This window comes from Paraferrimonas sp. SM1919 (assembly GCF_010993985.1).
Classification (GTDB): domain Bacteria; phylum Pseudomonadota; class Gammaproteobacteria; order Enterobacterales; family Shewanellaceae; genus SM1919.
In genome coordinates this window covers 177256-200822 of the sequence record NZ_WINH01000002.1, presented here as the reverse complement: position 1 = coordinate 200822, position 23567 = coordinate 177256, and the positions used below count along the sequence as shown (strand labels likewise).

Here is a 23567-nt window from a genome sequence, read left to right as displayed (position 1 = left end):
CATTGAACAAACACTAAAGCAACCACTTGCATTAGCGCTTGACTATTTGCTCCAAATATAAAATAACTGCCACCAAATAAAAGGTTATTCAGAGCCCAGATTTGCCTTTAAACCCAATCGCTATGGGTATGGTTAGCGATCACTTGATAATTATTATCTAGTACGACAAAGTCAGCATCTGCTCCGACTTTTAGATGGCCTTTCGTATCCAATCCTAAAAACTGAGCAGGGTACAAACTTGCCATGCGTAGGGCCTCCACTTCTGTTAAACCCACATCTTTAATGGTATTACGCACGGCACTGGCCATATCCAGTACACAGCCGGCGAGCTCACCTGTTGGAGCAGTAAGCTTATCCCCTTGCCTAATGACTTGGCGGCCAAATAATTCAAAGCTGGCGTTATCATCCTGCCCAACTGGCGGCATAGCATCGGTCACTAGCATCATTTTACCCTTGGCTTTAGCGGCAATCGCTACCTTAGCGGTGATAGGGTGGACATGGTGATTATCAATAATAATGCCACACCAAGAATCAGGACACTCAAGGGCGGCACCTACCACACCTGGTGCTCGAGAATCCATCGCCGACATCGCATTAAATAGATGGGTAAAGCCACTGGCTCCCGCCTCTAGCGCGGCTTTGGTAGTTTGATAGTCAGCATTAGAGTGACCAATACATACCTTCACATCTGCATCCACAAGTTGCTTAATAGCATCGGCAGAAACGTTTTCAGGGGCAAGGGTGACCATTTTCACCCCAAGATCGCGACGACTAAATACCGCCAGCTCTCGACTGGATAATGGCCGGATATACTGCTCACTGTGTACGCCCTTTTTAGGCACAGATAAATGCGGTCCTTCAAAATGAATACCCACAACACCCAGTACTCGCTCTTTAATAGCCTTCGCAATCAAATCTGCAGCTTGCTCCATTACTTCAATGTCATCGGTGATAAGTGTTGGCATCAGTGCAGTGGTTCCAAATTGCTGGTGGGCGGCAATCATAATTTGCAGCTGCTCGATACTAGAACAAGTATTGAGTAGTACCCCACCACCACCATTGACTTGCACATCGATAAAGCCAGGTACCACTAAGCCTGCGATTTTTTTTGCCTCAGAGTCAACCTCTATCGTGGCAGCGATTTTTCCGCCTATAACGGAAAATGGATAATCAGTAAAATATTGTTCGCCATCAAAAAAACGTTCGGCGATATAATTAGCCATGAAAATCATCCTTTAACAAAGTTTTGCTCTACGCTGAGCATAGAAAATCGCCCCCATTTCAGGGGGAGAAAGACAAGGTTGCAACTGTTTTTTAATATCGTCACCCAACCAAGGAGTAATGGGCTCACTGACCCCACCTATCATTGAAAAACGTGATGGATTAAGTTCAAACAATTTACGGGCAAGATTGGATAAGTAATCCGCTCCCTGCTGCACAATAGCATCAGCAACCGCATCACCTGCGCGCGCCTGCTCAATCACTACCTTGGATAATTTAGCCACTTCACTAGATGGGGCATTTGCCAGTAACTCAACAATAGCGATTTGATCAGCAAGGTTAAGTTCCGTCAACACCGCTTGGGTTAAGGATGTTTTCGGGCCTAAACCATCGAGATCTAACAGCACCTGGGTCAATCCTTGCTTGCCCAACCAAGCGCCACTGCCTTGATCACCAAGGGCATAGCCGTGGCCACCAAGTAACAACGATTGCTCCCCAACCTTGGCATAACCACAGGAGCCAGTGCCGCTAATGATCACCGCACCATCCGCGCCATTATGGGCCCCTAAACATGCAGTATCTAAGTCGGTAGTAAGGTAAAAGGCATTAAAGTCATGCTTCCAATCGCTAATCGCTTGATAATAATTAGGCACATTAACTCCAGCCAGACCCATACCGACAACCGCTTGTTTAGTTTGTTCCCTTGACAAATCCGCTTGTTTAATCGCTGCAAAAATAGAACTATTTATAGAATCAAAGGCTTGTTCTAATCCATAGAGGGGATTAGCGCGCCCCGCTAGACCTTCGCCTACTATGCCAGTTTGCTTGGAATAGACAACAGCTTTGCATTTACTGCCGCCGCCATCAACACCAATAAACCATTGGTTTGCTGTTTTATTCATATTTTAAACTTTTATTACCTTGATGATAAGCAGCCGCCCAATAGCAATGACAGCGCTGTCATGTTAATATAACACTAACATGTCAATTAATTATAAATCTATAAATTTATGCCACCGTTGACAAAAATGCTCTACGCAATCACATTAATGTTTCCCAACTTGAAGTCATTACCTGTAATTAAGACAACAAAAACAGGGCTTACAGACTTAAGTTTTACAACGAATTACTGTTTTATTCATGAGAAAAGTAACCATTAAAGATGTCGCCAAAGAAGCAGGAGTATCTTTTAAAACTGTTTCTAGAGTGATTAATAAAGAAGGTTCGGTTAAAGCCGCTACCTTAGAAAAGGTTACTGCTGCCATAAAAACCTTAAACTACCAACCCAATGCCGCAGCTCGCTCTCTCGCCGGTACTAAATCTTATGTAATTGGTTTTGTCTACGATAACCCCAATGCCTATTATGTTGTCGATATGCAAAAGGGTATTTTAGCCGAGTGCCAAGCGCAGGGGTATGAACTGCTGATCCACCCTTGTCAATTTAGCTCGCCGAATATTAAAACTGAGCTGGTAGAGTTAGTGACCAAGTCGAAACTCTCTGGGCTTATTTTGGCGCCGCCAATTTCTGAGAGTTCGGAAATACTGCAAGCCTTAGATGAAGCCAATATCCCCTATTCACGGATCATTGCTGGCAATACCATGAGTGACTCTAAGCAAGTCACCATCATGGTGGACGATTATCACAGTGCGCAAACTCTTACCGAACATTTGATTGAGCTCGGTCATAAAGACATTGCCTTTTTCTGTGGTGAGTTCCATCACCAATCCACCCCAGAGCGCCTCAATGGTTACCGTCATGCGCTTAAAAGCTCTGGATTAGCTATTAATGAAAACAATATTTTTGAGGGTAAATATTCGTTTAATTCTGGTGCAGAAAATGCCCGCAAATTATTGAAGCTAAAGCAAAGGCCAACCGCTATTGTGGCTTGTAACGATGAAATTGCCGCTGGTGCATTATTCGCTTTAAGGTTGGAAGGGGTCAATATTCCCGATGACATTTCCATAGTTGGCTTTGAGAATTCACCGTTCTCACAGCAAACCTGGCCAGAATTGACCACTATGGATCAGCCCACTGCGCAAATCGCACAAACATCAACCCAATTATTAATTGAAAACTTAAAGGGTAACGGCACTACACTTACTAAAGTGTTTGAGCCAATGCCCATCTATCGAGGCTCAAGTGCAAAAGCCAGTTAGCCCACAATCATTAGGAAATAGTCATGCGCGTTGTAATTTTGAAAGATGCTCAAGCCGTTGCCCACTACGGAGCTCAGCTTTTTGTGAAACAAATTGCCCAAAAGCCCGCTTCTGTGCTTGGACTGGCAACTGGCTCGACTCCAGTAAACCTTTATAAAGAACTCATCAAAGCCAACAAGGCAGGTCAGGTATCTTTTAAACAAACAACCAGTTTTAACCTTGATGAATACCTTGGGTTAGCAGCAAGCCATAACCAAAGCTACCGTTACTTTATGAATGAACAGTTGTTTAATCACATTGATATCAATATTAAAAACACCCATGTACCCAACGGTATGCACCCTAATCCCAAGCAAGCTGGCAGCGACTACGAACAAGCCATAACCCACGCCGGTGGCATTGATCTACAGCTACTAGGTATTGGCCGAAATGGCCATATTGGTTTTAACGAGCCCAGCTCTTCACTGGCATCTCGAACGCGAGTAAAAACCCTTACTCAAGCCACGATTGATGATAATGCTCGCTTTTTTGCAGAAAATGAATACCAGCCTGAGCTATCGATCACAATGGGCATAGGTACCATAATGGAATCGAAACAGGTGTTATTACTGGCAACTGGTGAAAGCAAAGCCGATGCCATTGCGGCGACAGTCGAGGGACCAATTTCAGCCATGTGCCCAGCCTCAGCACTGCAAATGCACCAAGATGCCATTATTGTGATTGATGAGGCAGCCGCCACTAAGCTAACCAATAAAGACTTTTATCAGTTCATTGAGAAACAACAACGAAAATTAGAAACCGATTAATGGTACTGATTTAGCACGCCACTGTGTTGCTAAAGTGAAAAGTCGAAAAGCCTGTTATAAAAAAGGTTGCTAACAAGCAACCTTTTTTATATTCGAATACTGCGTTCGCAATACAGAATACGGAATGTATTTGTCCGTAATCGGTCATCTCGAAGCGCAGCGACCTCACTGGACCAAGTCCGCCCTTTCGTACAAAGTGCGATTAAGGCATTAACGCGTCTTGGTCTGCGCCTTCTTTTTCAATCTCTACCGGCAGCATATGCTCACGGTCGATACCGAGTTTAATTGCTAGGTAAGAAGCCACGTAAATTGACGAGTAAGTACCCACTAAAATACCCATTAACAATGCCGTAGCAAAGCCGTGGATCATCGCACCGCCTTTTAGGAAAAGCGCGGTCACAACAAATAGCGTGGTTAATGTAGTAATAATGGTACGGCTCATCGTCTGGGTAATCGAAGTGTTTACTACATCCGTAGAACTGCCCTTACGCATTTTTAAGAAGTTCTCACGGATACGGTCATAGACAACGATGGTATCGTTTAATGAGTAACCCACAACCGTTAGTACCCCTGCTAATACGGTTAAATCGAACTCGATTTGGAATAGCGAGAAAATACCCAAAGTAACAATAACGTCGTGCGCCAATGCTGCCACAGAACCCATAGCTAAACGCCACTCAAAGCGCATAGATACGTACATCAAAATACATAAAAGCGCCACTAGTACCGCAAGACCACCTTGCTCGGCTAGCTCACGGCCAACCTGTGGGCCCACAAACTCAACACGCTTAATCACCGCGGCTGAATCAATGCTCATTACGGTAGCTTTAGTGGCTGCAACTTGCACATCAGACTTAAATTCTTCACGAACCGGTAGGCGTACGACCACATCCTTAGAAGAACCAAAATTCTGTACTACGGCGCCATTAACCTCTGGCGCCGTTAACGATTCACGCAATAGTTTAAGATCGGCTTTTTCGCTAAACTCAACTTCTACGACGGTACCACCGGTAAAATCTAATCCCCAGTTAATACCTTTAGTCGCTAAAGAACCGATAGATCCTAGGATTAGCAGTAGCGATAGTAAGCTGATTACCTTGGCATGCTTAAGAAAGTTAACCGTCTCTTTTAACTTCAAAATTTGAAACATGATTAACCCCTAAATTGAAAGCTTGTTAGTATTCTTGCCACCCCAAATAATGTTTACTAGGGCACGAGAAGCCACAATTGCAGTAAACATAGAGGTTGCAATGCCTATCATAAGGGTAACCGCAAAGCCTTTTACGGCACCAGTTCCCACAGCAAATAGGATTAAAGAAGTAATAAAGGTGGTGATGTTGGCATCAGCAATGGTTGATAGGGCGTTACCGTAACCTTCACTAATGGCACGTTGCACACTGCGACCTGCTTGTAATTCTTCACGAATACGCTCGAAAATAAGCACGTTACCATCCACCGCCATACCAACGGTCAATACGATACCGGCAATACCTGGCAAGGTTAACGTTGCCCCAGGGATCATCGACATTACGCCCACAATCAGCAGCAGGTTAACCACCAATGCTAGGTTAGCAATCAGACCAAAGCTACGGTAGTAAATAGCCATAAAGATAACCACCACTATCATGCCCCAAATCATGGCCGATAGACCATTTTCAATGTTTTGGGCACCTAGGCTTGGACCAATGGTACGTTCTTCAACAATTTGTACTGGCGCCTTTAGGGCACCGGCACGTAATAATAGTGCTAAGTTTTGCGCTTCAGCGTGGCCTAAACCAGTAATTCGGAAACTGCGTCCTAAACGGGATTGAATAGTCGCAACGGACACTACTTCTTCAATTTTTTGCAGCTTAGAACGGCCATTTTCGTCTTTTTCACCAGTAGGCTTATATTCAGTGAATAGGGTCGCCATAGGCTTACCAATGGCAGTTTTAGTCGCACCTGCCATTTTAGTGCCGCCCTCAGCATCTAAATCAATGCTAACTTGCGGCTGACCATTTTCATCAAAGGCTGCCCGAGCACCAGTGATATGATCACCGGTTAAAATCACTGATTTTTTTAGAACAACTGGACCACCTTCACGGCGCTGATGCAATTCAGAACTCGCTGGAATACGTCCAACCAAAGCGTCACGGGGGTCGGTATCCGTGTCAACTAAACGAAACTCAAGAGTAGCGGTAGCACCTAAAATTTCTTTAGCGCGAGTTGGGTCTTGCACACCAGGAAGTTGCACCACAATGCGTTCAGCACCTTGGCGTTGAACCACAGGCTCAGCCACACCTAACTCGTTCACACGATTACGAATAATAGTAATATTTTGCGAAATCGCTTCGTCACGAATTTGCTTTAGGTAATCATCGGTCATTACCACTAGCAATGCCGTTTCATCTTTAGCTTCGCTAACTTGGTATTGATTGTAACGATTCTTAATAAAGAACTCAGCTTTATCCATCTGCGCTTCATCACGGAATTTGATGATAATGCCTTCACCAAAACTGCTCACGCCTGAATAACGAATTCGCTCTTGACGTAAGTCACTTGGGAAAGAGGTAATCATCCCCTTCTTGGCTTTAGATACCGCTTCATCCATATCCACTTCCATTAGGAAATGAATACCACCGCGCAGATCAAGACCCAATTTCATTGGGCCACCACCAATGGCTTCTAGCCATTCTGGCGTCGTTGGTGCAAGATTCAGGGCAACAACATATTGGCGACCAAGTGCCGCTGCCAATGCTTCCCTAGCTTGCAGTTGGGTATCTCCGTCAAGTACGCGCACTTCAATCGTGCCGTCTTCCATTTTGACGCTTTTAATGTCGATACCGGCTTTGGCTAACTCGTTGTTAACATTAGCCAGAGTATCTGTGGTCACTTCGCTGGTACGGGTTGCAGAAACTTGAACGGCAAAGTCTTCACCGTAAATGTTTGGCAATGCGTACAGCGCCCCCATGGCGATGATGAACACCACCATAAGGTTTTTCCATAAAGGATATTTATTTAACACGCTGTTGCCCTCAAGGCTTATAGAGACTGGATAGAGCCTTTAGGTAAAATAGCCACTACATAATCTTTTTTGATGGTGACTTGGTTATTTTCGTTTAGAGTCAATACCAAGTAATCGTTGTCAGTAGAAATTTTAGCAATCTTACCAACGATACCGCCGTTAGTTAGCACCTCATCACCTTTGGACATTGATTCCATTAGGCTTTTTTGCTCTTTAACACGTTTAGCTTGTGGACGGTAGATCATGAAATAAAAGATCAAACCAAAAATCGCTAGCATCATCACTAGCTCCATTGTGCCGCCACCTTGTGGTGCGCCAGCTGCGTTTGCATAAGCATTAGAAATAAACATAGTAACCTCTTTATTAAGTTATCGTTCGTCGACTATTGACCGTGATGTTTTGTATATGGGGACAGCTGCCCCAAAATAAAAGTCAAAACATACAAAAAGAGTCACATTCTACTAATGAATGTGACTCTTTTAAAGCGAATAGCTTATTAATCTTTTAGTGGCGGTACTTCTCGACCTTGTTTTGTATAAAACTCAGTCACAAATTCATCCAACTTGCCGGCTTCAATGGCATCGCGTAAGCCTTTCATTACAATTTGGTAATAACGCAGATTGTGAATGGTATTTAAGCGGGCACCTAAAATTTCACCACATTTATCTAAGTGGTACAGGTAGGCACGACTGTAGTTCTTACAGGTGTAACAATCACACTCAGGATCCAGTGGTGAAGTATCCGTTTTATGCTTAGCATTACGAATTTTAACCACTCCTTCATGGGTAAATAAATGACCGTTACGGGCATTACGGGTTGGCATTACACAGTCAAACATGTCCACACCACGGCGCACACCTTCAACTAAGTCCTCAGGTTTACCCACACCCATTAGGTAGCGCGGCTTGTCTTCTGGGATCTTAGGGCAAGTGTGCTCAAGGATGCGGTGCATGTCTTCTTTTGGCTCACCAACTGCTAGGCCGCCAATGGCGTAACCGTCAAAGCCAATGCTGGTTAGCACTTCTAGTGACTCATCACGCAGGTGCTCGTAGACACCACCTTGAATAATACCGAATAGCGAGTTTTTGTTACCTAAACGGTCAAACTCGTCGCGAGAACGCTGGGCCCAGCGCGCAGACATGCGCATCGACTTGGCCGCTTCTTCTTCAGTTGCAGGGTAAGGCGTACACTCGTCAAAAATCATCACCACATCAGAACCTAGGTGGTACTGAATTTCCATTGATTTTTCAGGATCTAGGAAAATCTTCTCGCCGTTGATAGGTGAACGGAAATGCACACCCTCTTCGGTGATCTTACGGATATGGCCTAAAGAGAATACTTGGAAACCGCCTGAATCGGTAAGAATAGGACGCTGCCAGTTCATAAAGTCATGCAAGTCACCATGTTGCTGCATGATTTCAGTGCCTGGACGTAACCAAAGGTGGAAAGTGTTACCAAGAAGAATGTCAGCACCGGTTTGGCGCACTTCTTCAGGGGTCATACCTTTAACCGTACCGTAGGTACCAACAGGCATAAACGCAGGGGTTTCAACTTCGCCACGTTCGAACGTTAAACGACCACGGCGGGCGCGACCATCTTTGGCTAGTAATTCAAATTTCATAAAATTTCCTCGTCAGAAAAACAGTCCAACTTTGAGTAGGGCTGATACTATTGCCCAAGAGAGGCAATAGTATCGAAAAATTATCGTTTATAACGGCTTCTTGGTCACAAACATGGCATCGCCATAGCTAAAGAAGCGATATTTATCATTAACCGCATGCTTATAGGCGTTCATGGTATTGTCAAAGCCAGCAAAAGCGCTCACTAACATAATTAGGGTTGATTCAGGTAAGTGGAAGTTAGTTACCATGGCATCCACCACGCCAAACTCGTAACCTGGGAAGATAAAGATATCGGTATCGCCATGGAAAGGCTGTAGTTCGCCACCGTTTGAAGCCTTAGCGGCAGACTCTAATGAACGCACCGAAGTAGTGCCTACCGCAATCACACGCTTACCCGCCGCTTTAGTCGCGTTAACCTTATCTACCACTTGCTGCGGCACAATGGCTTGTTCGCTGTGCATCACGTGATCGTCAATGCTGTCTACCTTTACCGGCTGAAACGTCCCGGCGCCCACATGCAAAGTCACGTACTCAATTTGTACGCCCTTAGCTTCAAGCGCAGCCATCATCTCTTCATCAAAATGCAGACCTGCGGTTGGCGCCGCCACCGCACCTGGAGTTTTGTTGTAAACCGTTTGGTAACGCTCCCAGTCGGCGTCTTCGTCTGGGCGGTCGATATAAGGCGGTAATGGCATGTGACCAATTTTATCAAGGGCTTCTAAAATGCCCTCTTCACCGTGCAGTTCAAGCTCGAATAAAGCCCCATGGCGAGATACCATAGTCATCTGGTAACCACCCGGTAAAATCACTTTAGAGCCTGGCTTTGGCGACTTGCTAGAACGTACGTGAGCTAAAATGCGTTGGTGCTCTAATACACGCTCAACCAAGATTTCAATTTTACCGCCGGTTTCTTTTTGGGCGAACACACGGGCCGGGATCACACGGGTATTGTTAAATACCATCAGATCGCCCGCTTCCACGCAATCAAGAATGTCAGCAAATTGCTTATCGGTCAGCTCGCCTGTGGCACCTGTTAATTGTAAAAGGCGCGAACCACGGCGCTCGGCCATTGGGTAACGGGCAATCAATTCATCAGGAAGGTCAAAACTAAAATCTGAAACTTGCATGGGCTTTCTCTTTACAATTAATAGCTTTAAAACTAGACGGTCTAGCAAAGGGTCGCTAGTCTAGCAGTAAAAGTATTAAGATCAAGACTTAGCCTCACTCTTAGGGCCTGTTAGTAATAGTATTAAGGTAAATGATTGCATGAACTTTCTCGCCCATTGCCATTTGGCTTGGCACACCAATACCGACATTACCAGCAACCTTGCCGGTGACTTTGTCCGTGGCAGTATTGAATCCCTGCCAACCTCGTTGCAACAAGGGGTATTGCTGCACCGCCAAATTGATAAATTTACCGATGCTCACCCACTGTTTAAACAGGCCTGCAATCAACTTAGCCTAAATAACCCGCGCATTGCCCCCATTGTGATTGATCTGTTGTTTGATCACTGCCTCGCCAAACACTGGCAGCACTACCACCACCAAACTCTGCCCCAGTTTAGCGCGCAGGTGTATAACAATGCCCTGAATCACCCTGATGTGCCTGAGCGACTGGCCAATATTCTGCCCAATATGCAGCGCTACGACTGGTTTAATAGCTACCGCGAAATGGAAGGCATATTAAAAGCCATGAATGGCGTATCAAGACGTTTTTCTAAACCGAATTACTTTAGCGACGTGGCCGATAAAGTGATGACCCATCAAAGTGAAATTGAGGGAATGTTTTTTGAGTTTTATAAGGAATTAATGGGGTTTAGTTTGGCGTGTCTTACAGACGGTTAATTATCCTATATTTTCTTTTAGCTAAGCGCAGCTTAAAAATATATCCCTACCTTTTCATACTTCTTAACCAAGGCAGCAACAACCAAACACCAGAAAAACTAAACAGTAATGCTAGGGCGGCGAAGCTGATCAGTAGTGGATTATTAAAGTCTTCCCTATGTTCATAGTCCATGATGTGCAGCATCCACACAAAGTCGAAAATGCGCCATAGGTCTGAGCGGACTCGAAGTAGTTGACCGTTTTCTTGGGCAAGGTAGAAACTGGTATTCATCCAGTCATCAAAGTCGATGCGCCAAATGGTGCCTTTTAAACCGATCGCTTCAGCAGTGGCTGGGACTGGGTAGGCTGCTTTAATTTGGCCCGACTTTTGATACAACCTAGTGGCGATAGCCGTTAACTGCGCTTGGTTTACACCATTGAATGGCTCAGTGGTGATCGCATTATAAAAGTGGCGTTGTTTGCCATTAGCAATCTCATACACAGGGGTATTTTCAACTTGATAGACTTGTACCGAATTAGCACTGTGTTTTGCCAATAATGGCTGCACTTCTGCCAACTGACTGTGATCCGTTACCCTTGCTAACGATTTATCCCCGTGCAGGTGCTTACCATGCACCATTTCAAGTGGAATGGACGACATAATCAGTCCACCACCCACCCAAAAAATCACTTGTAAGCCAAGCAGTAACCCTAGCCATTTATGCACTTTTCTAATCAACGGCATCACTTTCATTATCCCATACTCCCTGTATTTAACACTTACAAAATTCAGTTCTAAATGCCTCGTATCTCGAAGGGCGCAGCCCGCTCTCGAAACTTGATACTTAAATCATTGTTTTTATTTTGATAGCAGCTTATATTGAATATAAAACAGACTCAAGGAAGCGTTATGAAACAACTGATTGCATTTATGCTAATAATGGTCACTTTGCCAAGTTATGGTTTAGATAATCTGGTCCAGTTTGAAGTCAAATCCAAACATTTAAAAGAAACGATCCAATTAATAGCAGCCCTACCCCAAGGGTATGAGAACAGCGATAAACGCTACCCAATGCTGTTTGATTTCCACCCACGCTCAATCAATTACCTTAATGGTATGCAAGATTGGATGAGCCATAACGGTGACTGGCCTTGGTTAAAAACGATAGTTATTACCAGCCGCACAGAATCTAGAGAACTAGGTGACCTAAAAAGCAGCTTCTGGGATGACGGCAATACCGACGCCTTTTATGACATGGTCGAAAACGAGCTATTAGTCGAGATTGATAAACGCTTTAGAACCAATGGTTATCGTATTCTGAATGGCTTTACTGGCAATGCCACCTTTAGCCTGTATACCCTATTGAATAAGCCTCACCTGTTTAATGCTTATTTTGCCGCGAGCCCAATTTTGAGCCAGGATGCGGGTAATATTATTAAAGATATTAATCAGTTAGAAAAATTGCCTGAGGGTAAATTTTTATTTATTTCTCGCGGTAATAGCGATTATGAGCAAAGACAAATCACCAGCCATGATCAACTTTTAGAAAAGTTGGCCACCCTTGACACCAAGCTGCAATGGCACAGTGAGTTATTTGAAAAGAATTACTATATGAGTATGCCAGTGCTCGCCACAGCCAACGCTATTGAGCGCTTATTTGATGATATCCATATTCCACTGGCGGCCGATTCTGACATTTCCAAGCAAGGGCCACAGGCCATTGTGAATCATTATAAAAAGTTAAGCGCGGTCAAATATGGCTTTGAGGTAAAACCTGTTACCTCACTAATTACCTTAGCTAAATCACAAGAGTATCCACAGGCAGTGAACACTCTTAACTTCACCACTAAGCTCTACCCTAAAGCCTTTATGGCTTTTAATAGCTTGGCGGACTTGCATAAAGCCAATAACCAAATAGATAAAGCCATTGCTGCACAAAAAAGTGCTATAGCCGGTACCGACCATCCATTTTGGCAAAAACGATTTTCAGATAAGTTAGCCCTATTGCAGAAGCTTTAAGAGCAAAAGCTATAAAGATAAAACTTTAAGTGTCCTTTACAGGTAACTCTATGCGGCTGCAATTAAGCCACATAGAGTGACCTAGCAATTAGTTAGTCTTATCTTGCGCTCTCACTATTTTAAGCACAGTAATAAACGCCCAAAGCTCGATCGCCACAATAACAAGGTGTGCAACAAAGTCACCGCTAGGGGACATCGGCGCATTTAACAATGGAAACAGTGGATCTATGATGGTTTCCTGCCCTTCACGAAACAGGTTCATTAGTAAAATAACAACAAAATACCTCGGGTTTTGAGATAGTAATACTATCAGCGAGACTATTGCCATGGTTGCCGTTCTGGCAGCAAATTCATAAAGTAAATTTAAATCTGCACTACTGCTCCCTATCGAAATCCCTGAATCAACAATCGCTTGATGATCAAAATAAAACACATATGCTTGCCCAAACATAATGGCAATAAGTAATGCTTGAAACAGATTTACCCAAAGTGGGATTTTGCTATTAAAGTGCTTGGTCATTAGAACTCGTTTTATTATCTATATTCTGTTTCTCTATCAAATAGGGCAATCATTGCCCTATTTATTTATGACTAATCAGCTTCTTTAAAGATTCTCACTAGACTGTTGCCAGTATCGGTTAGGTACAGCAAACCCTCAGCATCAAATGCTAAGCCATGGGGATTATCAAGTTCACCGGGAGCTACCTCACCCAGTAACTCTCCCATTTCATTAAAGCCTTGAACCCGCGAGTTACCCACCTCTGCAATGTAAAAATTGCCATTGGCATCAAAGTTAATACTGGTTGGGGTCAGTAATTGCCCCACGGCAGAGCCGGACTGGCCGAACTGCTCGATAAACGTCCCATCTAAGCTGAACTTCATAATGCGATCATTACCACGATCGACCACCCACAGAACGTCATTGACATCAATTTTAATGCCCGTAGGGTTAGTCAGTTGGCCATCACCTGTGCCTTGGGTAGCAATACTTCTTTGATATACACCATTGGCATCAAACACTTGCACTCTGCCATTGCCCCAATCGGTGACATACAAATTATCAAGGTGATCGATCGCTAAGACCATGGCCGATAAAAATTGACCATCGCCACTGCCTTGCTGCCCAATAGTGGCTAACCATTGTCCATCTGCGGTAAACTTTTGCAGCCTGTGATTACCACTTTCAGATACCCACACATTGCCTTGGCTATCGATCGCGATACCGGTTGGGTTAGACAGCTCGCCATTGGCAGACCCCGCTCCCCCCCATTTGGCTAGCCTTTCTCCTTGGGCATTAAACTTAGAAACCTTGTTACCCGCAAACTCGGTAATATAGATATTGCCATCATCATCAATCGCCACACCATTGGGGCTATTAAAAGTTAAAGCGTCACTACTCGATCCAGTATCAGTGCCGCCGCTGCCATAGCCACCATCCGAGCCATAACCGCCACCTGAACCATAGCCACCACCACTTGAGTCACTGCCAGCATCAGATTGCTCGCCCCAACTGCCAACTTGCTCAAATAGAGCTCCACTGTTATTGCCAATTGGATCTATATTTGAGTATCCATCATCTTGGTAGGTTTCATCTGTGCTACCACCACACCCAGTTAAACCTATTAACAACAGCATTAGTACGCTGATTTTAGTATTCATAACCTTTTCCTTGTATTGCTGATTAACGAGCGCTGTAACCCTAATATTTACAGGCAGGCCAAATCATTGACCTACCTGATTTTCAATCCTGTAGTACTTAGTTAAACGGACTAATAACCTGAATCCGATAACGCCTGAATATGCATATCGACATCCCCTAAGCCACCCGATGGTAAAAATCCGCTACCAGAAAAACCGGTGAATCGAGTCATGGTTGAGCCCATAATTTCGCTTAATTTGCTGCCTGCAACACTGCTGACAAACACGTTTGCACCAGCTGTTTCGGTGTAAGTTTGGTCATTAACTAAATTGCTCATCACCGCGACTTTGGCATCTTGTTTTGACCACCAGTTACCAATGAAATTAACCCCGCCCACATGACACTGCTCAGTCGCCTCAACCACTTCGCCGCTAATGGTTAAGCCATAATCACCGCTATCAGGCACATTCACTGATAAATAAGCATTGCTGCATTGCTCTTGATCTAAATCCACCAATTGATTTGTAATACTGGTATTAAGCGAAGCATTTTTAAAACCGGCACGCTCTAATGCGCCAAAGTACGCTGGTGAAGAGGTGGTGTAGTTAAGGGTATAAATATTAAAATCTGCACCATTGTGGCCGTCATAGTTAAAATGCGTAGCCGGTAAGTTACTGGTATCGATTGGTGCGCCAACTTGAACAATAGTAATATTTTCATCCAAGTTTTGGTTACCTTCGCTGTCGGTCACTTGCACCGCTTCACAACTAAGTGAGCGTACAATTAGCATCCCTAAGTCGTCTGAACCATCAAACACAAACCCCATATCAGTCAAACTGAATACTGGCACATCACTTGGGATGTTTGCTGTTAAAGCAGATTTGGCCACAGTGATGCCACCAGCGATTTCACGGCAATTAGCAAAGTCGACTTCTGAACTTGTTAAATATGCTTCTGGGATGGTTTCCACCTCAGTTTGGTTATCATCACTATTACAACCAGCCAATAAAGTGGCCGTTAGAGATACTGCTAGTAGCGACATTTTATGATTAACTTTCACGACTTATTCCTTCTTATGCGTTCAATTTTTACAAATTGTACAAAGGGTATTAGTCACGATAAACTAGCCAATAATAAAATCACTGTTTACAAAACATTACTAATCATGCAAAAAATAGACGACTTGTTGGTATTTATACTGGTGGTAGATTGCCAAAGTTTTACCAGGGCGGCAGATGAGCTCAAGCTTTCGCGGTCTTTAGTGAGTAAAAAGATCACTGAATTAGAAGCACGATTGGGTATGCAGCTGTTATTAAGAAGTACCCGCAGCCTAAGCTTAACAGAGGCAGGCAGAAGCCTATACCAGCACTGTTGCACACTTAAAAACACACTTTTAGAAATAGAAAACGATCTCGACAAATTACGCGGACAACCCCAAGGTAGCCTCAAAGTTATTGCGCCATTTACTTTTGGCCAGATGTACTTAACCAAACATATCCAAGGGTTCTTAAAGCGCTATCCAGATATTAATATGCAACTTAATTTCTCTGATTCGCAAACCAATTTAATTGAAGAAGGCTACGATCTGGCGATTCGTATCGGCACTTTAAAGGATTCCAATTACCGTTCCAGAGTACTAGGCACAACTAAGCTACTCACCGTTGCCTCTCCCCAATATTTAAACAATGCCCCAAGTCTGCAGCACCCCTCAGACCTTGAGCAGCACAACTGTTTGCTTTACACCAATACCGTTAAAAGGGATTGTTTTTGGTATTTTGAAGATCAAGGTAAAGAGTTAGCAATAAGAGTGACTGGTAATTATCGCAGCAACAATGGCTTGCCTCTATTAGAAGCCGCCGCCAGCGGCTTAGGTATTGCCTGCGTACCCGACTTTATGGTTACTCAAGAGATGCGCCAGCAACTGACAACAGTATTAAGCCCCTTTAGCAAGGTTCAGCACAACATTAATGCGCTTTACCCTGCCAACAGCAAGATTTCGTTAAATACTCGATTGTTTATTGATTACTTGGTCGAGCATTTAACTGCAGAGCTAAGCGCTTAATGACTGTTTACTTCAGTGCGTTGATGTTTTGCTAACCTTAGAGGGCATGAATCTACTGGCAAAATAATCAATCGCTTGTTGCTGATTTACTGCTCCATAAATCTCGATAGCAATAGACCAAGGTTTTATTGATGATTGCCCAGGAGCAGATGCTAATAAAATATGCCACTGATGCATTCTTATGGTGTTATAAGCCCCAGGATCTATCTCTACTCGCACCGAACCGTTAGCATCGGTGTAACTGCGCCACCTTGGGGTGCTAACATCACTTGACCGATCTGTCACAGTAACCGCCACCCGCTGAACTTGACTGTCTGCTGCAGAGGCCTTACGAAACCCCAGTTGCGCCAATGATTGATGAAGCTTAGTTAATTGCTCAGGCTCTTTAATGTCAGTCACTAAACGATAAGGCAGTGCCTGACTACCCTTATATAAATTTAATTTTGGCTCGCCAGAAATCGGCACCGCACAAGCACTAACAAACAACAAAATAAATAATATTATCAAACGCATAGAATTATCCCTCCGCAATTCAAATTAAACAAAAACATGAAGAAATGCAAAAACTGTTTTCACCAGTTCAATCGCAAAAGATTCATAACTCCAAAACGAAAAAATCCGACTTAAAATCGGATTTAATTTCAAAACCTTATCAAAACTTCTTAGTAAATCTTGAGCTCGCTATTTAAAACTTGATGCTCGCCACGAAAGATAACCCAGAGGCTCTAAGTTCTTCAATATTAAAGTACTTTGTATATTCAACCCCTAATCTAAGGTGTTTATTTACATTTAAATTAACACCGGCACCATAGCTTGTTGATGATTCTGGCTCTTTTTCCGTTACATGGTTGTTATAGCCTGGATAAGTAAAAGATAACTCACCTGAAGTTCTGCCCACGATCGCATACGGTGTTATTTTTTCATTGATAGGCCACGACAGTTTAGCGTATACACCTTTCACGTTATCAACTTTCATTTTTGCGGGGTAATATGTAATCCACCAGCCTTCACTATCTTCTGGTACATCTCCGTCACTAACTGACCCACCATAACGACCTTCCACGGCAAAATATTTGTTAAATTCATAACCAACAACACCTGTTAGAACGGTAGGATCGCCTTCGCGATATAGCTTACTTGATGCTTTAAACTCGATTGTCGCAGTAGTTAACATTGCACCGATATAGAAGCCTCCCTCAGCGCCTTTATTTTCTACTTCAGTAGCTTTAACTTTATCAGTTTTAGCCATTACGTGCGTGGACAGAGTAGTTAATGCGGCAAGTAAGATAAGATATTTTTTCATTCTAAAGATCCTTATAGAATAATTATTTTATTTATTTTTAAAAAGCCCTGATAATCAGGGCTCAAATTTTGATTTATAAATAAGACTACTGGTTATTCAACCAATTCGAGTAAGAGTCATCCCAAACATCCCCATAGTTAGATAGGTCTATTTGTCTAAGCTTATTTATTCGATAAGGGAAATATACTTTCACTTCATCTGGGCTTACCACCCCGTCACCATTACCATAATAATCATCATCTCCGCGAAGGTGCTGCTCTAATACATACACAGATCCATCTTCTTCGATAGCAATCGGCAACCAAGTTCTATAGTCTTCTTTACGCTCACGAATGGATTGAGTAGCAATTACACCATCAACTAATTCCCAAGTATAATTACTGTCACCCATAAGTATGGAATAACCATACTCCCACAAATTACCACTAATCCCTCTATTCATGGTGCCATCACTATTAAATTGATAAGCCCATAACCCCTCTAAATCTGGCATGTCACCACTTTGTGATAGAGGTCCTATGCCAAATAAGTCTGCGGCCCATACATAAGGGAATTCAGTGACTAAATTAGACTCAAATGCCACCGCTGATTCATCAAATTTAATTAAATCGACAGCACCAAAACGAACACCAGCATCATCAGTGACTATGAATTTCGCTTTATAGTACTTGCCATTTTGTTTGTAGGGTACAAAATCATAACGGACACTATCATTCGTTAAAGATAATACGCCATTAATTAGACTCACCTCGTAACTATCACCAAATTGCTGACTGGTGACTTGGTTAGATTCCGTTGAAATGATGAATACATCAGCGACAGCTGCGTTATATACACTGTTAAAATAGAATTCAGTATCCTGCAGGGTATTAAGTACCCATTTCCCCGCTAGTTCGCTGAGGTCTTTATCTGCAAACAGTGACTCAACATCGAATTCCATTACATAGTAATCAACCCATTTTTCAACAGCTTCTTTACCAAATGAGTCCGTAGAAACGCCATCAATTACTAAGAACACCTCTCTTTCTGAATATTGAACCTCAGCAATTTCATAATTAGAGATATCAGTATCAATGATATGTAATTTAGTCTCACCTGCATGCTGAGCAAGATCAAGAGACACAGTATTACCTAAGTCAAACTGTTCCTGAGCAACTGCTGCTACGGTATCAATATAGGATTTTGAAAAACCATATTCTAATAATTCACGTCGTAAATAATCAACACTGTAAATATTAAAACCAGTATTCCAGCTATTAAAGCCCTCTAGAGGATTACCCAACACCAATGCATCGTTATCAGTAACGCTATATTCACCTGTTATCGTCTGAGAGTACAAGCCAACCAAGCTATTACTGAACACACCATCGGCAAATGTTAACCCTGAACCATCAGCCGAAAATAAGCCTTCTCTAGCGACATCTGAAAGAATGAACTCCTTATTCGCGACCATTGCACTAGTGAGTAATTGCGGCGATTCTCTCTCAACAATTGCAGCTAAGGCAAAACGGTGCATGCTCTTAAACATAGGGAAGTCCCAACCCCAACCATTACTCTGGAAAAGGTACGATCCCTCGCTTAAGAATTTATCCCAAATTTCTTTGGTTGATGCAGTATCGTCAGCCAATTCAAACATCTTAGATAATGAAGAAAATCCAAATGGTAGCGGGGGCGCTGTATCTAATGTGGCTTCGTTAAGTAACTTAATCCAAGCTGCATATTGGTAGGTAAGTTGTTCTGCAACACTTTCTGTTGCAATAGTATAATCATTTAAGTGGGCATACTGGCTTAACCCTGACTTACCCAAGCCTGCTGTGGCAAACAAATAACTCGACATAGTGGTGTATGATAAGTCTGCATTAGCCACGACTCTTTCATCATTTAAGCCAGTAATGATTTCTTGTGCAGTCCCAAGGTAGGTTGCCACATCAATGTAATCAATATTTTTCCCATCTGCCGCTATAGTGTTTAAAACTATTGGGCTGTCTGGTGAGCTCACAACAACATCAAGAGTGTAACTACCATCTTGTTGAATCGTTGAATCAAAAGTTGTTCCTGGCACTTCTAGAGATACTTTATCCCCTACATAAGGGGTTTCTATAACTTGACCATTAATTGTAAAGCTTTGCTGTAAATCAATGGTGATCGTCGCTTCTGTAGTCAACAAGCCATCAGAAACTACATAGGTAAGTATTTCTTTGCCCAAGGCTGTTGCGTTGGGCGAGTACTGAATTGTGTTATCTACAACCGAAGCTTGGCCATGGATACCATCAGAAATGCTGATTATTGATAACGCATCACCATCTAAATCGCTATCATTTGCGATGGCATCGATGGTGATAACTTGCCCATTTAATACCGTTCCCATATCATCCATTGCAATTGGGGATGATGTGTAGACAACAGTCACTGTTGCTGAGCTAGTTTGCTCACCGTCGGTGATCTGATATTCAAAGGAGTCTTTACCTGTCGCATCTGCATTAGGGGTAATACTTATCGCATCGCCAACAATGGCGACTTCAGATTGACTTGGAGTAGTTAAGATTTTATCAAGTTCAATTGCAGAACTGTCACCTCGGCTATCATTCGCCAAAACCTGAGCCAAAATAGGTTGATTATCCGTCAATGTTAGATGATCGGCATTGGCCATTGGTAAATTAACTTCATCTTCCCCGCCACATGCCACAAGCATGGACACCAAAGATAACGCTAAATAGTGCTTTTTTGTCATTATTCAATCCTTAGCTATTAACAACTCAGGAACAATACGACCTAAAGATACAATAACTTTAAAAAATGGATAGAAATTTGTTAAAAATCAAGTACATATAACCGTATACAGTCAAAAAGTGGTTCGCTATCTATAAATTACAAATATAATTTGAGGCTATAAGCTAATTCCTGAAATGCATTCATAAAAATGATCAGCACCGAATACTCCCTCCTGTTAGTCAAGAAGTACTCCAGGAGTCATGTATGATTAAACCGAATTAAACCTCAGCTTTTTTAAGGTTCTGCACAGTCAGGGAAATTTAGGCAAGGCCGCAATAACTTTCAGCCCTAGCCCCTCTTTATTTATTAATTGGGCTTGCCTAAATGACTAGGGTGAAAGTTAGCAGCAACGTAGCATAAATGGTGCTGACGAAGCAGAACGTAATTACAAGCATTGCGAAGTGATAACAAGGCATCACCAAGCTTTCAGGAAAAGCTTTAGCTGCCCGCAGGGAAAAAGACAGGACGCCTTTTATGATTAAAGGCGAGCCCGGGGAGTTTAGCTTGCCTAAATGACTCGGGTCGGCTTTTGCAGTCAACGCTGCATAAATGATGCTGACGAAGCAGAGCTAGATTGGGTTCTTTGCTATGTACTGTTTCGAGATAATAATCCTCTGCATCTCATTCGTCCCCTCACCAATACACATTAACAGTGCATCGCGATAGTAACGCTCGATGTCATACTCTTTCGAGTAACAGTAACCACCAAAAATACGCATGGCTTCGTTAGAGCAGTACATACCTGCTTCTGATGCGAAGTATTTCGCCATGCCCGCTTCCATGTCACAACGCTCATGGGCATCGTACTTGGCCGCAGCTTGCTCAATCAGCAGACGTGAAGCTTCTACTTTTGCCGCCATCTCACCAATTTTTAGCTGAATGGCTTGGTGCTCACAAATCGGTTTACCCATGGTGTGACGCTCTTGGGCATAACGGGCTGCCAGCTCTAGTGAACCTTGGGCAACACCCGCACCACGGGCCGCCACGTTAATACGGCCAAGCTCTAGACCACCTACCGCTTGCTTAAAGCCTTTACCTTCTTCAAGACCAATCAGGTTAGCGGCTGGTACACGGAAGTCTTCAAATACCACTTCACAAGAGTCAATTGCGCGGTAGCCCATTTTCTCAAGCTTAGACACCTTCACACCTGCTAAGTAATTACCATCAGCATCTTTGGTTTCAACGATAAACATTGACGTCCCTTTATGTCGCGGCTGAATCTGAGTATCGGTTTTTACCAACACCGCTAACGAATTACCATGCAGTGAATTAGTGATCCAAGTTTTGGTACCATTGATAATGTAATCATCACCATCACGCACCGCAGTCGTGGTAATCGCCTGTAAGTCAGAACCACAGTTGGGCTCAGTTAGGGCAATACCCCCGCGCATTTCACCGCTGGCCATGCGGGGTAAGAACTTATCTTTTTGCCCTTGGGTACCACAACGCTCAATCGCAGAGGCTTGAATAAGGTGCGAATTAAAGATGCCACCCGGCGCCATCCAAGCACTGGCCACTTTCATGACAATTTTGGCGTAAATAGATGCGGGTAAACCTAAACCGCCCCACTCTTGGCCTATGGTCGCGCCAAATAATCCCAAATCTTTCATTTGCTCAACGAGGGCGTGGGGGTAAATATCACCGTGATCGTGCTCTTTAGCAATGGGTCGAACTTCATTTTCAACCCATTTATTAATCATGTCTAAGATGGCAATTTCATCTTCTTTTGACCATGTTTCGCTCATGATGCTTTCCTTATTTTGAAACTGCACAGATTAATAGTTAACACGTTCTTCAACGCTATGACCTTCTTTAGCAATAAGCATTTTCCTAACAAAGGTACATACCACTTGACCATCTTGATTAAAGCCCGTGGTCTTGACTGTAACTATCCCCGCTCCTGGACGAGACTTAGATTCTCGCTTATCTAACACTTCAGATTCAGCCGTTAGGGTGTCACCTTCAAATAATGGATGAGTCAGCTTAATGTCATCCCAACCTAGGTTAGCAATGGCTTTTTGGCTTACATCAGTAACCGACATTCCAACCATTAATGCCACCGTAAAGGGAGAACAAACGATACAGCGCTCGAATTCAGAGGCTTTGGCGTACTCATCATCGAAGTGCATTGGGTGAGTATTCATGGTTAGCAGAGTAAACCAAGTATTATCGGTTTTAGTGATCGTTCGGCCCGGACGGTGCTCGTAAATATCACCAATATGGAATTCTTCATAGCTGCGACCAAATGTTTCGCGGTAACGATTTTCACCGACTTTTTTTACTTTTTGTACCATTTTTATTATTCCTTCAATTGGCCGATGCCGTCTTTTGCTGCTGCCTGAGCAAGCGCCAAATGACGCTGACAAGCTTCAATAATAGGTTTGTCGATCATCTTGCCATCTATCACTAACACCGAGCTTTGACTCTTCTCAAACGCCGCAATCACCTCATTAGCAAACTCAAGCTGTTTGACACTTGGCAAAAAACCCTGGTGAATGCCCGCCAGCTGCTTAGGGTGGATGGCCGCTTTGCCGGTAAAACCAAGGGCGCGAACTTTGCGGGTTTCTTCAAGCAAGCCCTGTTCATCTTTAACATCTATAAATGGCACATCAATCAAATCAATATTATATTTAGCCGCCGCCAGTACTAATTGACTGCGAACCATTAATAACGGCTCATAGCTAAAGGCACACCTCAGCTCTGATGCCATATCGGCACCGCCAAACATCATCGCTTTTAGGTTGTCACAGCTGGCAATGTCTTTAGCGTTTTCAAGGCCGGCAATAGATTCTATCAAAGGGATAATTTGGCAATCGGTGGCCGCCAAAGCGCGGTTGGCTTGCTCTACTTGCTGGGCCGATTGACACTTGGCCAGCATGATCACAGTTGGCGGTGCTTTGGCTAGGGCTTCAAGGTCCCTGAGTCCCTCTTCACTATCAAGGGGGTTAATACGCACACAAATATCACGCTGGTTTTCAATATAAGCCTGTACCTGTTCACGGGCCTGATTTTTATCAGCAAGGGGGACGGCGTCCTCAAGGTCGATACAAATCAGATCACTACCGGCGTTATAGGCTTTGGCAAAACGTTGCGGGCGGTTACCCGGAACAAATAATAACGAACGTATAAGCGCCATA

Annotated in this window: 22 protein-coding genes; 5 read left to right on the top strand and 17 right to left on the bottom strand. The window is 43.4% G+C overall.

Translation table 11 applies throughout. The features are described 5' to 3' along the window. Positions 1–107: 107 nt before the first annotated feature. Both nagA and nagK read right to left on the bottom strand, forming a co-directional pair. On the bottom strand, positions 108–1223 hold the full coding sequence (nagA, locus tag GFB48_RS02025; RefSeq protein WP_163930630.1) for an N-acetylglucosamine-6-phosphate deacetylase: 1116 nt from the start codon (positions 1221–1223) through the stop codon (positions 108–110). Positions 1224–1235: 12 nt separating this feature from the next. Continuing rightward, a complete protein-coding gene (nagK, locus tag GFB48_RS02020; protein WP_163930628.1) occupies positions 1236–2123 on the bottom strand; it encodes an N-acetylglucosamine kinase in 888 nt (295 codons plus the stop codon). A gap of 238 nt (positions 2124–2361) precedes the next feature. Between nagK and GFB48_RS02015 the strand changes: the two genes are divergently transcribed. After that, on the top strand, positions 2362–3378 hold the full coding sequence (locus GFB48_RS02015) for a LacI family DNA-binding transcriptional regulator (protein ID WP_163930626.1): 1017 nt from the start codon (positions 2362–2364) through the stop codon (positions 3376–3378). Positions 3379–3401: 23 nt separating this feature from the next. Then, positions 3402–4184, top strand: a complete 783-nt coding sequence (gene nagB / locus GFB48_RS02010) for a glucosamine-6-phosphate deaminase (protein WP_163930624.1) — start codon at positions 3402–3404, stop codon at positions 4182–4184. Positions 4185–4386: 202 nt separating this feature from the next. Here nagB and secF read toward each other — a convergent pair whose 3' ends face one another. The 5 genes from secF to queA all read right to left on the bottom strand — a co-directional run bounded on the left by secF (position 4387) and on the right by queA (position 9937). Then, positions 4387–5334 carry a protein translocase subunit SecF gene (gene secF, locus GFB48_RS02005; protein WP_163930622.1) on the bottom strand — a complete coding sequence of 316 codons (948 nt, stop codon included), beginning with the start codon at positions 5332–5334 and terminating at the stop codon, positions 4387–4389. A gap of 9 nt (positions 5335–5343) precedes the next feature. Further along, positions 5344–7188, bottom strand: coding sequence for a protein translocase subunit SecD (gene secD, locus GFB48_RS02000; RefSeq protein ID WP_163930620.1), 1845 nt, complete (start codon positions 7186–7188; stop codon positions 5344–5346). 17 nt (positions 7189–7205) lie between these two features. Further along, positions 7206–7538, bottom strand: coding sequence for a preprotein translocase subunit YajC (gene yajC, locus GFB48_RS01995; RefSeq protein ID WP_163930618.1), 333 nt, complete (start codon positions 7536–7538; stop codon positions 7206–7208). A 146-nt stretch (positions 7539–7684) separates the two neighbouring features. Further along, positions 7685–8809 (bottom strand): tRNA guanosine(34) transglycosylase Tgt, encoded by a 1125-nt coding sequence (tgt, locus tag GFB48_RS01990; RefSeq protein ID WP_163930616.1) that lies wholly within the window; start codon positions 8807–8809, stop codon positions 7685–7687. 87 nt (positions 8810–8896) lie between these two features. After that, on the bottom strand, positions 8897–9937 hold the full coding sequence (queA, locus tag GFB48_RS01985; protein WP_163930613.1) for a tRNA preQ1(34) S-adenosylmethionine ribosyltransferase-isomerase QueA: 1041 nt from the start codon (positions 9935–9937) through the stop codon (positions 8897–8899). A 139-nt stretch (positions 9938–10076) separates the two neighbouring features. Between queA and GFB48_RS01980 the strand changes: the two genes are divergently transcribed. After that, on the top strand, positions 10077–10655 hold the full coding sequence (locus GFB48_RS01980) for an ACP phosphodiesterase (protein ID WP_163930611.1): 579 nt from the start codon (positions 10077–10079) through the stop codon (positions 10653–10655). 46 nt (positions 10656–10701) lie between these two features. On the opposite strand, the gene GFB48_RS01975 is transcribed toward GFB48_RS01980, so the two are convergent. Next, positions 10702–11388, bottom strand: a complete 687-nt coding sequence (locus tag GFB48_RS01975; RefSeq protein ID WP_163930609.1) for a hypothetical protein — start codon at positions 11386–11388, stop codon at positions 10702–10704. A 156-nt stretch (positions 11389–11544) separates the two neighbouring features. On the opposite strand from GFB48_RS01975, the gene GFB48_RS01970 reads away from it, so the two are divergent. Continuing rightward, a complete protein-coding gene (locus GFB48_RS01970) occupies positions 11545–12654 on the top strand; it encodes an alpha/beta hydrolase (RefSeq protein WP_163930607.1) in 1110 nt (369 codons plus the stop codon). A gap of 88 nt (positions 12655–12742) precedes the next feature. On the opposite strand, the gene GFB48_RS01965 is transcribed toward GFB48_RS01970, so the two are convergent. The 3 genes from GFB48_RS01965 to GFB48_RS01955 form a co-directional block, all read right to left on the bottom strand. Next, entirely contained in the window at positions 12743–13174 is a 432-nt protein-coding gene (locus tag GFB48_RS01965) for a hypothetical protein (RefSeq protein WP_163930605.1), read from the bottom strand. A 71-nt stretch (positions 13175–13245) separates the two neighbouring features. Beyond that, a complete protein-coding gene (locus GFB48_RS01960) occupies positions 13246–14313 on the bottom strand; it encodes an NHL repeat-containing protein (RefSeq protein ID WP_163930604.1) in 1068 nt (355 codons plus the stop codon). A gap of 110 nt (positions 14314–14423) precedes the next feature. Then, positions 14424–15353, bottom strand: a complete 930-nt coding sequence (locus GFB48_RS01955) for a hypothetical protein (RefSeq protein WP_163930602.1) — start codon at positions 15351–15353, stop codon at positions 14424–14426. A gap of 105 nt (positions 15354–15458) precedes the next feature. Here GFB48_RS01955 and GFB48_RS01950 point away from each other — a divergent pair, with 105 nt between their 5' ends. Beyond that, positions 15459–16355 carry a LysR family transcriptional regulator gene (locus tag GFB48_RS01950; RefSeq protein ID WP_163930600.1) on the top strand — a complete coding sequence of 299 codons (897 nt, stop codon included), beginning with the start codon at positions 15459–15461 and terminating at the stop codon, positions 16353–16355. A 12-nt stretch (positions 16356–16367) separates the two neighbouring features. Here the strand turns inward: GFB48_RS01950 and GFB48_RS01945 are convergent, their stop codons facing one another. The 6 genes from GFB48_RS01945 to GFB48_RS01920 all read right to left on the bottom strand — a co-directional run bounded on the left by GFB48_RS01945 (position 16368) and on the right by GFB48_RS01920 (position 23566). Continuing rightward, entirely contained in the window at positions 16368–16868 is a 501-nt protein-coding gene (locus GFB48_RS01945; RefSeq protein WP_163930598.1) for a hypothetical protein, read from the bottom strand. A gap of 172 nt (positions 16869–17040) precedes the next feature. Then, positions 17041–17658 (bottom strand): porin family protein, encoded by a 618-nt coding sequence (locus GFB48_RS01940; RefSeq protein WP_163930596.1) that lies wholly within the window; start codon positions 17656–17658, stop codon positions 17041–17043. 85 nt (positions 17659–17743) lie between these two features. Beyond that, complete coding sequence (locus GFB48_RS01935) at positions 17744–20389, bottom strand: Ig-like domain-containing protein (RefSeq protein WP_163930594.1); 2646 nt, start codon at positions 20387–20389, stop codon at positions 17744–17746. Between the two features lie 610 nt (positions 20390–20999). After that, entirely contained in the window at positions 21000–22175 is a 1176-nt protein-coding gene (locus GFB48_RS01930; RefSeq protein ID WP_163930592.1) for an acyl-CoA dehydrogenase family protein, read from the bottom strand. A 30-nt stretch (positions 22176–22205) separates the two neighbouring features. Then, complete coding sequence (locus GFB48_RS01925) at positions 22206–22724, bottom strand: MaoC family dehydratase (RefSeq protein ID WP_163930590.1); 519 nt, start codon at positions 22722–22724, stop codon at positions 22206–22208. 5 nt (positions 22725–22729) lie between these two features. Continuing rightward, on the bottom strand, positions 22730–23566 hold the full coding sequence (locus GFB48_RS01920) for a CoA ester lyase (protein ID WP_163930588.1): 837 nt from the start codon (positions 23564–23566) through the stop codon (positions 22730–22732). Position 23567: the final 1 nt, after the last annotated feature.